Genomic DNA, 15,299 nt, shown 5'->3' with positions numbered 1-15,299 from the left:
AATGTTAACCAATATTTTACTAAGCCTTTATAACGATTGAAAATCACATTACATAGATTTTCGTAAAAACCAACCATTTCACGACTGCGCCATGCACCATATTTTTCTACTAAGTGCATTGGACAATCGAAGTGAGTGATGGTTACAAGGGGTTCTATATTGTATTTACGGCATTCTTTGAACAAATCTTCATAGAACTTCAACCCTTCCTCATTCGGCTCTGTTTCGTCTCCTAGAGGGAAAATCCGACTCCATGCGATCGATAGACGATAGGTTTTAAAGCCCATTTCGCCAAATAAGGCGATATCTTCTTTATAGCGGTGATACATGTCGATTGCATTTTGGGCTGGATAAAAATGTTCTTCATCAAAAGCAAACATTTTCTTTTCACCAGTAATTACTGGGAAACGATCGGGTCCAACAGGGGCAAGATCCACGTTCGCTAACCCGCGTCCGCCTTCGTTATACCCGCCTTCACATTGATTGGCAGCTGTTGCGCCACCCCATAAAAAATCTTTTCTAAATGCCATATCATTCATCCTCCAACTATTTATTTGAACAAAAGTCTTTTTAACGAATAACTTTCATTACTTGCTCACCTGGTTCAGACAAGGCTTTGGTCAACGTAATAATATCGCCAAAATCTGCTGAATTTGTTACCACAACGGGTGTAATTATATTATAGCCTTTTTCAGTAATTTTTTCTAAGTCGAATTGAATTAATTTATCGCCAATTTCAATATTTTGACCTTTTTCAACAAAGTATTCATACCCATCCCCATTTAATTGGACCGTATCAATACCAATGTGAATCAATAACTCCACTCCTGAATCACTAGTTAAACCAATTGCATGTTTAGAATCAAAAATGGCTGTTACAGTCCCTGAAACTGGTGCGTAGACCACGCCTTCTACTGGTTTAACTGCAAAACCTTTACCTAAAATTTCTTCTGAAAACATACCATCTTCAACTGAACCCAAAGCAACTATTTCACCCTTAATCGGTGTAGCAACTTCTGTAATAGAACTTATATCAGAGGAAGAAGTATCTTCACTTTTTTTGGCTATTACTTTGGTTGTTTCAACTACTGGGTCTTTGTATAAAATATATGAAATCACAAAAGAAATTACAATACTGATAACTGCTCCAATACATGCCATATACAAATGGCTTAACGTATCATCACCAATGTAACTTGGAAGTGTTAACAAACCTGGTGAACCACCAGTAAAGTTTTTCACTCGAGTGATTCCCATAAATAAACCACCGATTCCACCACCGATCATTGCTGCATATAAAGGTGTTTTATATTTCAAGTTAACCCCGTATAGAGCAGGCTCAGTAATCCCAAACAACCCAGTTAAACCAGCTGAAGCAGCTACTTGTTTAATTGAAGAATCTTTACTTTTCACACCAACCGCTAATGAAGCAGCTCCTTGACCAAGATTTGACGCTAACATACCTGGATAGATCACGCTATCATACCCTGTTGTCATTCGATTATTAATGCCGATCGGTACTAAACCATAGTGAGTTCCTGTAGCTACAAACAATGGTGTCAACGCACCAATAATCGTTGGAACTAGCCAAGGGCTGAAGTTTTCTAAGGCTTTGATTCCATTTGAAATACCATCACTAATGAAATAACCAACAGGTCCAATAACGACTAACGACACCGTTCCGACAATAGCAATCGTAATCAATGGTTTACTGAAAAACTTAATTGCTTTTGGTGACACTTTATCAGCAATTGGTTCAACATAGGACATAAACCAAACTGCCAAAATAATCGGAATAACAGAAGAGCCATATGTTACTGCAGATATTGGTAATCCAAATAAATGAATACCACCTTCTCCAGCTTCTTTGATTGCATTAACCATTCCAACAAAGTTTGGATGTAGTAAAATTCCTCCAACCATCATCGCTAGATACATATTCGTTTTAAATTTCTGAGCCGATGACGCTGCTAACAAAATAGGTAAAAAGTAAAAAGCAGAATCTGCCATAAAATCAATAATAATGTACGTTTGTCCCGTTTTATCGATTGCATTAAAGACAACCAAAAGTGATAAAACAGCCTTTAGCATCCCAGCTGCTGTAATAGCTGGTAAAATCGGTGTGAAAATACCTGTAATCGTGTCGATAATTTTTGAAGCAGTCCCACGATCATCTTTCTCATCAGAGTTAGCTTGTTCTCCATCTAAAGAAGGTACTTCCTTTAGAATCTCTTTATAAACACTGCCAACATCGCTACCGATGATGACTTGATATTGTCCTCCTTTTGAAACAACACCCATTACACCAGCTGTATTTTTTAGCTCATCTGTTTGCGCATTTTTCTCCTCTTTCAAATTAAAACGTAATCTTGTAGCACAGTGAGTTAAACCCTTAATATTTTGTTTGCCACCGATTTTTTCAATAATCGTTTGTGCTAGTTCTTGATAATTCATTGTTCATCCCCCAAATTTTTAAAATTTAATCATATAAACTGATAACATAAAAAAATACCTAAGAAACCTCTTATTTCAAAGAGATTTTTCTTAGGTATAGCCTGCTTCAACGCAGTAACAATCCTTTAATTGTTGGTAATTCTTCTAATATGAATAGTGAGATAAATCATCTCATCTTCTTGTAAATCACGACCAAATTCTTTGCTGATATATTCACGGATTTTCAATGCACAAAGGTATTCTTCTTGGTATTTTTCCTTTAACATAAACAAGAAACCTTCGTCTTTATCTTTGTCTAATTCTATACCGCTAAATAACCGCTGTACGAAGAACTTTAGATGCGTAATAAACCGCTCATAATTTAATGTGTATTCATCTAAATCAGTTTTATAATGATACTTAACAATATTGATGATTTTTTGAATGACTTTTGTCATTTCAGAAACTTGGCTGACTTGGGATAAGTCAAGTTCTGCATTAACAATATGCAATGCAATAAAACCTGCTTCATCTTCAGGTAGCACAATATCCAGACGGTTGGAAATCATATTCAACGCTTCTTTTCCTATCAAGTATTCATGATTGTAAAAACGTTTGATTTCCCAAAGAAGTGCATTTCTAACTGGTAACCCGCTATTATGACGCTCAATCGCATAATCGATATGATCTGTCAGCGTCAGGTAGATATTTTCGTTCAACTTTTTTCCTAAGGAAACTTTGGCAAAACCAATAATTTCATTTGCCACTTGTAGATGCTCTAAACGAACATTTGCTAATAGCTGAGTAAGCTTATTTGTATTTAAATCGGCATTGCTTGTATACACTTTTTCTATAAGAGTATCATCAATGACATCACCGATATTTTTCTTAAAGCCAATCCCTTTACCCATCACTAGCACTTCAAGACCGTCAGCATCAAGAGACTTTATAATATTATTATTGATTACTTTTTTTACTTCCATATTGTCCCCTCAATGAGATTAGATCAGCTAGCTAATTAAATGTTGATAAAAAGAAATGAAGTATAGCCTGAAAATTCAGTAACAATCTTGATTTCTCTTGTTATTAAAACATGAAAGTAAAGCGTTGTCAACATAGGAAAAAACAACGTTTAGTTTTTAGGAGGAACTAAATTTGTAAATCAACTATTTTGTTACTTATCGTAAACAAATAGCGAGACAGATTACTGATTCCATCTCACTATTTTGACTTTTCATAATTTTATCTATCCGATTGGATACAAGTATCTAGTTCTTAAAGTCTCTAATTGTGTAGCATTTATTTCTAATACTTCCTTTAAATAATGCTCTATTGTACCATAACCTTCTTCTACCGTTGTATACGCTCCATCAAGATAGTCCTTTCTGGTTTGCTGAAGTGAAGCTAAAAAAGCTAAAACATCTTCATTATCAGTATATTTTTTGTAGATAGCCATTCTTTTGGCATTTCTCGGAGCATTCATCTTATCCGTCAGTAGATAATCTTCATAGATTTGTTCCTTTCCAACACCTAGTGCACCTAGATACAAAGCGGCAGCCCAGCCAGTCCGATCTTTTCCACCTTGACAGTGAAATATCAATGGTGTGACAGAATCTTGTAATAGTATTTCGAAAAAATGTTTATATGCTTTGATAGCGTTTTCTCCTAATACTAATTGCTCCATTTGTTTAATCATGATGTTACGATTTTTGATTAACTGAGCTCGCCCTGCCTCAGTCTTCACCATTTTTTCTAATTGAATGATTTTATCTTCATCTTTTTTAGAAACAGATTGCGTACTAGCTTGTTGGGCAACATCGGCATGGGGATTGAAATTGAACATCTCACTGGTTGAAATCGATCTATTTGGGTCTTTTGCAATCTCTTCTGGTGAACGAAAGTCAATAATTCGTTTAACGCCCATACGTTCGATATAGGCTTGTCCTTCCTTATCTATTTGATGAAGTGCATCTGAACGAAAGACTTTTCCCCAGCTGGTTAAACGACCATCTTTCGTTAGATAACCTCCCATATCTCGACAATTATACAAGTTTCTTAACGGTAAGCGCCGTTCAGCTCCGATATAAGTTTCTGAATTTATGCTTAATTTAAAGTAATTTCGCTCTTTTGAATTAGGATCTATCACTTTTTGCCAACCTTTTTCAGTGAATTCTATATAATTAGACTCGGTTTTCCCGGAACTATCCGGTCCATAGTAAACGTTCGCAGGGAGCTCAGCTATTTCAGGAATATAGATCGCTAGTTCATCCTCTTCTCTTTTCACTTGAAGTGTTTGCATCATGTCACGCTCCTAATTATTTTCAAGAGTTGCAGCTTCTTCTGCAACACCTTGACTATCTAATTTTTTCATAAATGGTAGATACAATAATAATACCACAACAAATTGAATCAGTTGAACGACTAATCCTTGCCAACCTGCGGCCATAAATCCGGACAAGAATGTCGGTAGATTTTTAGGAACATTGACACTAATAACTGGTAGAAAACCAATTATCGTTGCCAAATAAGCAATTCCTACACAAACAGCTGCTGAAAGAGTTAAGGGAATAAAAATGACCGCATTCATAATCATTGGAATCCCAAACTTCATCGGCTCCGTGATTCCGAAAATACTTGGTACTAAAGAGATTTTACCAATCGACTTGAATTTTTCGCTTCTACTCATCCATACCAGAATCACAGCTAACGCTAAAGCTCTAGGGCCTTTAAAAGCATCTAAGAAGAATGAATTGATAATATTTGTCGCTACTTCTCCAGCAGCTACAGCTTCCATGTTGGCATATGCTTGTGTCGTAAATAACACAGCGATAACAGACCCTACAACCATACTTCCATGAATACCGAAAAACCATAGCAATTCCGATAAGAACATAATAAATAGTGCAGACCATATTGAACCACCTAAAGATTCCAGTGGTGTTTGAAGATTCGTATAAATAAAATCATGAACATTTCCAAATTTTGTTTCAGCGAATGCTGTACTTATTAGAATAACAACAATAAAAATAATTGCAGCAGGAACAATTGCTTCAAATGTTTTAGCGATTGCTGTAGGAACACTCTCCGGCATTCTAAACGTGATCCGTTTTTCTACCATTTTGGCAAACAACCACGTTACGACCAATGCTACGATCATTCCAACAAAAATCCCTTTTGAACCTAAATAAGTTAGTTCAAAAGCCATTGCTGGTTTCTCTTTGCCAATATCAAATGCAGTTATTGGTGTTAAAACGAAGAACGACGCTAATGATAAGATGATCGAAGAAATTATATCTCCTTTTTTTTCTTTGGCCATTGCACTTGAAATACCAATAATCACATAAATCGTAATTAAATTACTTGAAATTGATGTTCCTAGCGAACAGGCCTTCACAACAATTTCTGGCAAACCTGGAATCATGCCAATTATTGTTGTCAAACTTCCCACAATGGTAATCGGCAGCGTCATCATCATACCATTAGCAATACTCTTAACAAACGTATTATTTGAAAATTTATTGACAAATACATTCAACCCATTAGTAAATGAACTTTTTTTTGATTCTGACATTTGTACTCCTCCTTTAGTAAATCCCTAATTCGATGCAATAACTTCTTGAGCCTTCTTAAAGACGTTCTCTCCGTTCATCATGCCGTAATCCATCATTTCGATTACTAAAACGGGAATATTAGGATACTCTTTTTTTACGTCATCTTGCTGATAGCCAACCTGAGGTCCTAACAAAATAATATCCGAACCTGCTACCCGTTCTTCTAATTCACTAAGTCCGCACGCTGAAATATCTGCTTCGATTCCTTGTGACTTTGCATATTCTTCCATTTTCTTAACTAACATTCCCGTTGACATTCCACCTGCACATGCTAATGTAATTTTCATCCTAATCACCTTTTCCTTTTTTATTTTATGCGTTCTGTTTAATTAAAATACGCATTTCTTTTAACTCTTCATGTAAATCGATAAATTCTTTTGCAAATTCTGTTGCAGTGATGGCAGCCATCATATGATCTTGCGCATGAGTCAAAAACATATTTGTTGGTTCATCTGGATTATTCGCAAATTTCTGTAAAATATCTGTATGATGTTGATGCGCAATTTTCAGATTGCTCTTACTTTCTTCCAACATTTTTTTTGCCTCTACTGTCTCTCCAACCTTTGCTTCTTTAATAGCATTCATTGCCAGTGATTTGGCATTTCCTGCATAAACAATGATTTGCATTACGTCTGTCTCTGAAATCATTTTACCTTCTCCTTTCAAACACTCATTATGTTGTCATACTTATATAAGCAATAAACATGCCAAACAATTAAAAGCTTACTAAAACAAAGATTACATAAAAAGTGTTTCGCGTTACACAAAAATAAAACACATGTTACACAACAAGCAAAACACATTGTAAAAAATAAAACACATGACTTTGACTATTTCATTTCACAGCATTATACTTAGTCCATAGAACAAAAAACACACTATTTACCAAAGGTCGGGGAAAAATGAAAAGAATCGATAAAGTAGCAGAATTACTCACTCATTACTCTGAAAAACAACCTGTAACAGCTAGTGAAATGGCGGAACAATTGTCCATCTCACGAGCAAATGTCAGTAGCGATCTAAATCAGTTGGTTAAGTTAGGAAAAGCCAAAAAAACTGGAACTAAGCCCGTTTTTTTCTTTTCAACAACTCCAAAAGAAAAAACTAAAAACAATATATTAGATGACTTCATCCAAAAAAGCCCTAGCCTTTTTCACTGTGGTGAACAGGCTAAAGCTGCTGTTTTATATCCACCAAACGGGATGCACATCTTATTAACTGGTGAAACTGGTGTGGGAAAAAGTATGTTTGCAGAATTAATTCATACCTATGCCGCTTCGCAGCATAAAGTGAAAGCGGATTCTGATCTTATCACCTTTAATTGTGCTGACTATGCAAATAATCCTCAGTTATTAGTTGGCTCTATTTTTGGAGTTCTTAAAGGTGCTTATACGGGTGCTGATAGCGATAGAAGCGGCTTACTAGAAAAAGCGAACGGTGGTATTCTTTTTCTTGATGAAATCCATCGCCTACCGCCAGAGGGACAAGAAATGTTGTTTACTTTTATTGATCGGGGCGTTTATCGGAGACTTGGTGAAACCAACAGTGAAAGACAGGCTCAAGTACTACTTGTTTGTGCAACAACAGAAGATACATCTTCTTCTTTATTGCAAACTTTTATTCGCAGAATTCCTATGAGAATCGAGATTCCTAGTTTGATTGAACGAGGATTAGAAGAACGATTGAGTTTGATTGCAACTTTTTTTCAAGCTGAAACGAAGAAATTAAGAACACCTATAGAGGTTTCAACAAATACAATTCGAGCATTATTAGGGTATCATTGTCCAAACAACGTGGGACAATTAAAGGCTGATATTCAACTGCTTTGTGCAAAAGCTTATGCTCAGTTTATTGCTCGACAAGAAGAAACCATTAAAATTAGCAGTTATGAACTACCTCATTATATCCGTGAAGGTCTTTATAATACTGAAGATCGGAAAAAAATATGGTTACTCCTGCCAAATATGAACGCACGTTTCTTCCTTTTCAATGAGGACGAGTCAACTCTTTTTTTACCTAATGATGCAAAAGGTAATGATATCTACCAAATTATCGAGCAAAAAATGAGTGATATGGAACGAATCGGGCTTGATACTTCTCAAACATCTGAAATCATTGATACGACCATAACGAATTATTATCATACGTATAATACAGATTCTGTCGTTGATATCAGTAATTTAGAGCAGATCGTAGGTTCCGAAATTGTTGCCACAGCTAACAAAGTATGTGAGAAAGCATCTAGGCTATTGAATATTTATTTATCAGATAATGTTCGCTATGGACTTGCCCTTCACTTATATAATACAATTCAGCGAGTAAAAAGAGGTCAAACAATCATTAATCCACGAATTACTGAAATCAAACGAGAGTATGCTCCTCTTTTTAAAGCTGCCCAACACTGTCTCTCAGTCATAGAAACTGACTTTAGTATTCAGCTTCCTGAAGATGAAGCTGGTTTTCTAGCACTATTTTTCACCTCAAATGAAGGGAAAAGTAAAAAACTCCCCCAAGTCGAAGTGATTGTTGTCGCACATGGTGAATCAACTGCAACAAGTATGGCTAGTGTAGTGAATAAACTACTTGGAGAACAAATTGCCATTGGATTTGATATGAGCCTTGATGAAAAACCCATCGTCGCTCTGACAAATATCCAAAACTATCTCATTTCAAATGAACAACTAAAAGATGTACTTTTATTAGTGGATATGGGTTCGTTGATCAATTTTAGTGATGAACTAGAAAAAAGATTACACATTCAAATTCATTGTATTGAACTGGTTAGTACTCTCCATGTACTAGAAGCAAGTAGAAAAGCCTCACTTGGATATGGACTCAATGAAGTTTATGAATCAACTAGAAATATCAAAGGGCTCTCTACTTACCAAAAAGATGATGACCATGAAGAAAAAATGATGAAGTTGTATATCGTCACATTATGTACTACTGGGGAAGGTTCTGCCCAGTTAATCAAAAAAATGTTGAGCAATCGTCTGAATTTGAGAAATAATGCGTGTGAAATCATATCTCTTCAAATCACTGATGAACCATTATTAGAGCAAACACTCAATAACCTGAAACAATCTGGGAAAATCATTTGTACGATCGGTACTTTCAAGTTACCACTAAATTCACAACATTTTTCAATTACAGATGCATTAGACGAAGAAAAAACAGCAAAAATCCAGTCACTGATCGATTATGAAATTGCTTTTGAAGGCATGCGTACTAATATTGCACATATGCTAGAATATAACGATGGCGAAAAACTAATAGCCTCCACCAGAGAATGGGTTGAGGCAGTAGCGACTGAAATCAATCCAGAAATTTCTTATGAAACAAAAGTTGGCTTAGCTTGCCATATTGTGTGTATGATCGACCGTTTAAAACAAGGGAAAAAAGTCAGTAGTTTTCCACAAACATCGACTTTTCAGGAAAAATATACCTCTGAAATTGCTCATGTTCAAAAAAATAGTCAAATTTTAGAAACTTATTATGCAATCAACATTCCAGAAGATGAGCTCTTTTACATCACGGCATTTTTCATGAATGAATCATTTCTATAGAAAAACGGCACCTCGAATATAAATTTCAAGGTGCCATTTTTTATATTAAACTATTTCGTATTCCTCTTCCGTTGCGAAATATTGATTATGAATAATTACAAAAACTAAACCTATCAATACCATAAACGCTGCAAAATAAAATGTTATACTAGAATTCCAAATTTCAGCTAATTTTCCTGCCACAAAAGGAGCAATCGCACCGCCAAAAAAACGAATAAAGCTATAAGATGATGATGCCACACTTCGTTCAATATCAGGTATCTCCATTGCAATCGTTGTTAAAAGCGTATTGATCAAGCCTTGAAACAAACCAGCCATGACCACACCTAGTGCAACGAGTTCTGGTGTTTGTGCATTAAATCCGATAAAACTTAAACAAATTAAGAAAAAGAATAAGGCAAGTAAAATCGTTCGATACGTATTGATTCTTTTTTCCAGAATAGGTGCAATAAATACAGAAGCTACTGCCAATAATGCTCCCCAGCCAAAAAAGACAAACCCAACTTGCATTTCTGAAAATCCTTCAAGTAAAAAGGGTGCATAAGCTAACAATGTAAAAAAGCCAAAATTATATAATAATGCAATAATTCCAACTGAACGTAATTTATGATTACTTAAAGCTTTAATCCCAGCAAAAAGAGAGACTTTTTGCTTTGGTTTTGCAATAGGCGTCAATAGAAACCCAATAGCAAATGTTGCAATCAACATTAATGTAGCGACACCAAAAAACGGCATACGCCATGACATACTACCTAAAACACCACCAAGTAAAGGACCAATTGCCATTCCTAACCCCATAGATGCTTCATACATAATAATGGCTTTCTCTGTTTGACCTGCTAATACACCTACAATCGCTGACAACGCGGTCGATATAAAGAGAGCATTTCCTAATCCCCAACCTGCTCGTAAATAAATCAATCCCTGGATTGTTTCAGAAAAGCCAGCCAAAGCTGAAAATCCAATAATAATAACAAGTCCACAAATTAATGTTTTTTTCGCGCCAATCCTACTGGAAATAAATCCAGTAAACAACATCATAACTCCTGTTACTAACATATAACTTGTAAATAGGAGCGTTGTTTGGGCCGGTGTTGCATTCAACTGATGTGCAATTGTTTTTAAAATCGGATCTACCAATCCAATCCCCATAAATGCAATCATACATGTAAATGCTACTGCATAAGCTGAACGTAGACCATTCTTATCTATTTTTAGTTCTTCCAAATGTTCCTCTAAATATTCTGATTCTTCCACTTTATTCCCTTCTTTCTATATAAAGATACTACTAAAATAAATACATGTCAATATTTACATGTATTTATTTAACATATGATAGAATATTTTATGCTATAATAGAAAACAAGCGGATTCAAAAACGATAAGGAGAGTAATAGTATGAACACTCTAAGCTATATTTTGCTTTGTATGTTGGTTAGAAAACCATGCACTGGCTATGAATTAAAACAATATCTCGCCCTTTTTTGGGAAGCTCACCATAGTCAAATTTACACCTCTTTAGCAAAACTTTTAAAAGAAAATTACGTTTCAATTGAGAATGATGAAAAACATTTACAGAAAAAAATCTATCATTTGACAGAAAAAGGCGAAAAAGTCGTCAATAATTGGATTCAAGAAGAGACAAATGAACCCTCTCAAAAAGATGAATTTCTAGCGAAAATTTACGTTGCTTCCATCTTGGAAAAAGATACAGTCAAGGGTCTGCTTTTTGAAAGAAAACAGCATCAATTAAAAATCCTAAAACAAAACCAAGCAAAACAAGAACAAATTGAACAATTAAGCGATCCGATTGAACAAAAAAGAAATTTTGGTCGATCTCTTGTTATTCAAAGAAGAATACGTATATGCGAAGAAGAGTTACGTTGGTGTCAATGGGCTGAAGAGCAAGTCGAACAATTAAAATAGTTCTCTGATAACTTAACTATTTGTATACACCAAAAGGGAAGAAAAACATTAAGTTGTTTTTCTTCCCTTTTAAGTTAATTATTATTTATAAAAGTTTTTTCGTAACCTGAAGGTAACGACTGATAATGTTGAAATGAGTACTCCTAAAATTATCAGCCATATATTAACGTGATCACCTGTTTTAGGAAGTACATGATAATCCTTATTTACAGTAAGGCTTTTATTTTTTGCACTAGTGTTAGTTTTATTTGTAACATTATCTTGATTACCAGCAATTTTTTCATTGTCTTCACCAATAGCTTCTTCAACATTCACCATTACTTTTACAAGTACTTTATCGTAGGTATATGTTATTTCATATTTGCCTGCTTTTGAAGTATCTACATTACCACTAACAGTTACATGCTTAAAGTCTACTTGAACGCCATCTTTGTCTGTTGCTCCTTGAAAGTTGTCTTCTGCCTTCCAAACATCGCCTACTTTAATAGATGAATCATTCGCTTGAATACTCGCTTGGTTCTCTTTTACAGTGATTATTACCTTTTTTTCAGCTTGTCCGTTTGTATAAACAATACTATATTCTCCTGGTATTGTAGTATCTACTACTCCAGTTAACATAGCTTCATTAAAAGATAGTTCATTTCCATCTCTATCTGTTGCTGATACAAAACTGTCTTGCCCTTTCCAGCTGTCTCCAACATAAACAAGAGTATCTTTTGCATCAATACTTTCTTTATTCTCTTTTACAACAACTTCAATAGTTCTCGATGAAGTCCCATTAATATAAGTCACATGATATATCCCTGGAATAGTTGTATTCACACTATCAGCTGTCATATTATCGTTAAATTCTATACTCAGACCATCTTTATTCGTTGCTGATACAAAATTATCTTCAGCAGTCCATGTCTCATTAATATAAATAACAGAGCCTTTAGCCTCAATCGTCTCAAGGTTTTCTTTTACCGTCACTATAACCGTTTTTGATACACTATTATTTGTATAGGTAACTTCATAACTTCCAGGAATAGTTGTGTCTACAGTATCCGTAGTCATTGTTGGATCAAAAGAAAGAATATTGCCATCTTCATCAGTTGCCGAAACAAAATTGTCTTGTGGATCCCATTGGTCACCTTCATAGATTGTAGAATCTTTCACTTCTAAAGTAGGTAGTTTTTCTGCCCAATAGTAATTACCACTCATTGTTAAGCCATCATATTGCGTTGCTAATTCTTCTGAAGTATAAACTGCACCTTCATGGTCTCTTTGCCATTTTCCGTAATAAGGTAGCGAACTACTCGGTGATGGTAGCTCTACTCCATATTTAAATTCATATCTCTCACCAAGATTAATGTGTTTGAGCTCAGCCATCTCTGCAAACATGTCATACATATAAGCCACATTAGTAGTATCAAAACTAGATAGATCGATACTACTTATTTTGCTGTTACTAAACATGCTATTCATATTCTTCACATTACTTGTATCAAAACTAGATAAGTCTACACTCTCTATTTGAGTTCCAGTAAACATTTCGTCCATATTTTTGACTCGACCTGTTTTAAAGTTAGATAAATTTAAGGTATTTATTTGACTCCAGCTAAACATAGCCGACATGTTTGTCACTTGGCTTGTATCAAAATGAGATACATCTAAACCATCTAAGGAAAGGCCACTAAACATACCGCTCATGTCAGTTGCATTACTTGTATCAAAATGACTGATATCGAGTTTTTTTACTCCACTTCTCATAAACATACCACTCATATCTTCTACACGATTAGTGTCAAAATTTGATAGATCCAAATGATTGATGTTTTTTGTTCCAAAGAACATACTTCTCATATAGACTACATTACTTGTATTAAAACTGGATAGATTTAAGTTCGCTAAACTACTCGCGTAGGAAAACATAAATCCCATATCAATTACTCGGCTTGTATCAAAATAAGACAAATCTAAACTTACTAAGCTACTTGTGTTTGAAAACATATCTCGCATTAACGTAACATTACTGGTATCGAATTTATCTAAATTGTCAAATTCAACAACTCGATCTAAGTTGGAAAAAAGGTTGGAAGAATTACTACTAGCTTTCACAGGTCCATCAAAAACTATTTTATTAATTTGGTTCCTATATGAAAACCACGGTGAGCTATTTCTAGTGTCTATAAATTCACCGCTACCTACATGTAAAGCTCCAGAACTGTCTATTTGCCACTTACTCGTTCCAAACGTCCCTGAAGCAACAATTACTTTTACACTTTTTTCTTTTTTTATTTCATTAGATAATTCAGGTACACTTTCTGAATTATCTCCTGGTTCCACTTCTGCTGTAGAATCATATGTACTAAAATTTTCTGAACTATTATCTATGTGTTTTTCTGTGGATTCCTCTAATTTATACTCGTTGATCTGTTCAGCACTTACAATGATCGGGCTAATATAGCCGACTAGTAAGATAAATAAACAATAAACTCTTATTTTCCTCATAATAACCTCTTTTAACTAATGTATTAAAAAAACAAGCCAACGTTTTACCAACGTTGGCTTATCTTTTATACCGGCGGCCGGGGTCGAACCGGCACGCCCTCGCGGGCACTGGATTTTGAGTCCAGCGCGTCTGCCAATTCCGCCACGCCGGCATGAAATAAATTTGCAAGGCGGTAACCGGATTTGAACCGGTGATGAAGGTTTTGCAGACCTCTGCCTTACCACTTGGCTATACCGCCATATTATAATTGAAAATTCTCCATAAGAGAAAACTGGGGTAGCTGGATTCGAACCAACGCATGACAGGATCAAAACCTGTTGCCTTACCGCTTGGCTATACCCCAAAATTTAAAACTAAGGGCGACTGATGGGAATCGAACCCACGCGTGGCGGAACCACAATCCGCTGTGTTAACCACTTCACCACAATCGCCATGAAAAGAATAATAAAAATTTTAAAGCTAAGGGCGACTGATGGGGATCGAACCCACGCATGGCGGAACCACAATCCGCTGTGTTAACCACTTCACCACAATCGCCATAAACTATTAACAGGGATAGTAGGAATCGAACCCACAATGACGGTTTTGGAGACCGTAGTTATACCGTTTAACTATATCCCTACTATGTAATGGAGGAAAGTGGATTCGAACCACTGAACCCTAAGGAACGGATTTACAGTCCGTCGCGTTTAGCCACTTCGCTATTCCTCCAAATGGCGCAAGACAGAATCGAACTGCCGACACACGGAGCTTCAATCCGTTGCTCTACCAACTGAGCTACTGCGCCAATATTATAAAACGGTCTGGACGGGACTCGAACCCGCGACCTCCTGCGTGACAGGCAGGCATTCTAACCAGCTGAACTACCAAACCGTAATTTAATGGAGGTTGACGGGATCGAACCGCCGACCCCCTGCTTGTAAGGCAGGTGCTCTCCCAGCTGAGCTAAACCTCCAATAAATATAAATGACCCGTACGGGACTCGAACCCGTGATACCGCCGTGAAAGGGCGGTGTCTTAACCGCTTGACCAACGGGCCAATAAAAAACTTAATACGGAGAGTAAGGGATTCGAACCCTTGAGACAGCGTTCACTGTCTACATGATTTCCAATCATGCTCCTTCGGCCTCTCGGACAACTCTCCAGAGTTAAAAGAAGCAAAGCATTACTCACAATTCCTATATTAAGGAACTCCGGCAGTAGGACTCGAACCTACGACATCATGATTAACAGTCATGCGCTACTACCAACTGAGCTATGCCGGAATAA

General features: G+C 35.9%; 11 protein-coding genes and 13 tRNA genes. 2 read left to right on the top strand and 22 right to left on the bottom strand.

Annotated elements, in window-relative coordinates; translation table 11 throughout:
* From I580_RS16350 to I580_RS16320, 7 genes are all read right to left on the bottom strand, one after another.
* The coding region (locus I580_RS16350) for a family 1 glycosylhydrolase (RefSeq protein ID WP_016249804.1) at positions 1-530 on the bottom strand (530 nt) is incomplete at its 3' end.
* A 40-nt stretch (positions 531-570) separates the two neighbouring features.
* Entirely contained in the window at positions 571-2,454 is a 1,884-nt protein-coding gene (locus I580_RS16345; RefSeq protein ID WP_010772291.1) for a beta-glucoside-specific PTS transporter subunit IIABC, read from the bottom strand.
* A 125-nt stretch (positions 2,455-2,579) separates the two neighbouring features.
* Positions 2,580-3,416, bottom strand: coding sequence for a BglG family transcription antiterminator LicT (gene licT, locus I580_RS16340; protein WP_010772290.1), 837 nt, complete (start codon positions 3,414-3,416; stop codon positions 2,580-2,582).
* 263 nt (positions 3,417-3,679) lie between these two features.
* Entirely contained in the window at positions 3,680-4,735 is a 1,056-nt protein-coding gene (locus tag I580_RS16335; protein ID WP_010772289.1) for a tyrosine-protein phosphatase, read from the bottom strand.
* Between the two features lie 9 nt (positions 4,736-4,744).
* On the bottom strand, positions 4,745-6,004 hold the full coding sequence (locus I580_RS16330) for a PTS sugar transporter subunit IIC (protein ID WP_010772288.1): 1,260 nt from the start codon (positions 6,002-6,004) through the stop codon (positions 4,745-4,747).
* Positions 6,005-6,028: 24 nt separating this feature from the next.
* The gene (locus tag I580_RS16325) at positions 6,029-6,331 is read right to left on the bottom strand and encodes a PTS sugar transporter subunit IIB (protein WP_010772287.1); all 303 of its coding nucleotides are present in this window, start codon (positions 6,329-6,331) and stop codon (positions 6,029-6,031) included.
* Between the two features lie 25 nt (positions 6,332-6,356).
* Positions 6,357-6,692 (bottom strand): PTS lactose/cellobiose transporter subunit IIA, encoded by a 336-nt coding sequence (locus I580_RS16320; protein ID WP_010772286.1) that lies wholly within the window; start codon positions 6,690-6,692, stop codon positions 6,357-6,359.
* Positions 6,693-6,946: 254 nt separating this feature from the next.
* Between I580_RS16320 and I580_RS16315 the strand changes: the two genes are divergently transcribed.
* Complete coding sequence (locus tag I580_RS16315; RefSeq protein WP_010772285.1) at positions 6,947-9,610, top strand: sigma-54-dependent transcriptional regulator; 2,664 nt, start codon at positions 6,947-6,949, stop codon at positions 9,608-9,610.
* 45 nt (positions 9,611-9,655) lie between these two features.
* On the opposite strand, the gene I580_RS16310 is transcribed toward I580_RS16315, so the two are convergent.
* Positions 9,656-10,867, bottom strand: coding sequence for an MFS transporter (locus I580_RS16310; protein WP_010772284.1), 1,212 nt, complete (start codon positions 10,865-10,867; stop codon positions 9,656-9,658).
* A 141-nt stretch (positions 10,868-11,008) separates the two neighbouring features.
* Here I580_RS16310 and I580_RS16305 point away from each other — a divergent pair, with 141 nt between their 5' ends.
* Positions 11,009-11,536, top strand: a complete 528-nt coding sequence (locus tag I580_RS16305; RefSeq protein ID WP_010772283.1) for a PadR family transcriptional regulator — start codon at positions 11,009-11,011, stop codon at positions 11,534-11,536.
* A gap of 81 nt (positions 11,537-11,617) precedes the next feature.
* On the opposite strand, the gene I580_RS16300 is transcribed toward I580_RS16305, so the two are convergent.
* The 14 genes from I580_RS16300 to I580_RS16235 form a co-directional block, all read right to left on the bottom strand.
* Positions 11,618-14,029: a bacterial Ig-like domain-containing protein gene (locus I580_RS16300; protein ID WP_010772282.1), complete on the bottom strand. Its 2,412-nt coding sequence runs from the start codon at positions 14,027-14,029 to the stop codon at positions 11,618-11,620.
* 68 nt (positions 14,030-14,097) lie between these two features.
* Positions 14,098-14,181: transfer RNA gene (locus tag I580_RS16295), tRNA-Leu, on the bottom strand.
* Positions 14,182-14,197: 16 nt separating this feature from the next.
* Positions 14,198-14,268: transfer RNA gene (locus I580_RS16290), tRNA-Cys, on the bottom strand.
* A 33-nt stretch (positions 14,269-14,301) separates the two neighbouring features.
* Positions 14,302-14,373, bottom strand: a tRNA-Gln gene (locus I580_RS16285).
* 15 nt (positions 14,374-14,388) lie between these two features.
* Positions 14,389-14,461 (bottom strand) — tRNA-His (locus I580_RS16280).
* 33 nt (positions 14,462-14,494) lie between these two features.
* A tRNA-His gene (locus I580_RS16275) sits at positions 14,495-14,567 on the bottom strand.
* A 13-nt stretch (positions 14,568-14,580) separates the two neighbouring features.
* Positions 14,581-14,651: transfer RNA gene (locus I580_RS16270), tRNA-Trp, on the bottom strand.
* 9 nt (positions 14,652-14,660) lie between these two features.
* Positions 14,661-14,741: transfer RNA gene (locus I580_RS16265), tRNA-Tyr, on the bottom strand.
* Between the two features lie 3 nt (positions 14,742-14,744).
* Positions 14,745-14,817: transfer RNA gene (locus I580_RS16260), tRNA-Phe, on the bottom strand.
* Between the two features lie 12 nt (positions 14,818-14,829).
* Positions 14,830-14,903 (bottom strand) — tRNA-Asp (locus I580_RS16255).
* Positions 14,904-14,912: 9 nt separating this feature from the next.
* Positions 14,913-14,985: transfer RNA gene (locus I580_RS16250), tRNA-Val, on the bottom strand.
* 12 nt (positions 14,986-14,997) lie between these two features.
* Positions 14,998-15,069 (bottom strand) — tRNA-Glu (locus tag I580_RS16245).
* Between the two features lie 16 nt (positions 15,070-15,085).
* Positions 15,086-15,174, bottom strand: a tRNA-Ser gene (locus tag I580_RS16240).
* A 47-nt stretch (positions 15,175-15,221) separates the two neighbouring features.
* Positions 15,222-15,295 (bottom strand) — tRNA-Asn (locus I580_RS16235).
* Between the last annotated feature and the right edge of the window lie 4 nt (positions 15,296-15,299).

Origin of the sequence: Enterococcus caccae ATCC BAA-1240 (assembly GCF_000407145.1) — a bacterium.
Lineage (GTDB): Bacteria > Bacillota > Bacilli > Lactobacillales > Enterococcaceae > Enterococcus_L > Enterococcus_L caccae.
The sequence above is the reverse complement of the archived record's forward strand: the minus strand, read 5'-3'. Positions and strand labels throughout refer to the sequence as shown.

Coding starts and splice junctions, on each gene's coding strand:
- I580_RS16345 (WP_010772291.1), bottom strand. CDS start 2,454: ATGAATTATCAAGAACTAGCACAAACGATTATTGAAAAAATCGGTGGC.
- licT (WP_010772290.1), bottom strand. CDS start 3,416: ATGGAAGTAAAAAAAGTAATCAATAATAATATTATAAAGTCTCTTGAT.
- I580_RS16335 (WP_010772289.1), bottom strand. CDS start 4,735: ATGATGCAAACACTTCAAGTGAAAAGAGAAGAGGATGAACTAGCGATC.
- I580_RS16330 (WP_010772288.1), bottom strand. CDS start 6,004: ATGTCAGAATCAAAAAAAAGTTCATTTACTAATGGGTTGAATGTATTT.
- I580_RS16325 (WP_010772287.1), bottom strand. CDS start 6,331: ATGAAAATTACATTAGCATGTGCAGGTGGAATGTCAACGGGAATGTTA.
- I580_RS16320 (WP_010772286.1), bottom strand. CDS start 6,692: ATGATTTCAGAGACAGACGTAATGCAAATCATTGTTTATGCAGGAAAT.
- I580_RS16315 (WP_010772285.1), top strand. CDS start 6,947: ATGAAAAGAATCGATAAAGTAGCAGAATTACTCACTCATTACTCTGAA.
- I580_RS16305 (WP_010772283.1), top strand. CDS start 11,009: ATGAACACTCTAAGCTATATTTTGCTTTGTATGTTGGTTAGAAAACCA.
- I580_RS16300 (WP_010772282.1), bottom strand. CDS start 14,029: ATGAGGAAAATAAGAGTTTATTGTTTATTTATCTTACTAGTCGGCTAT.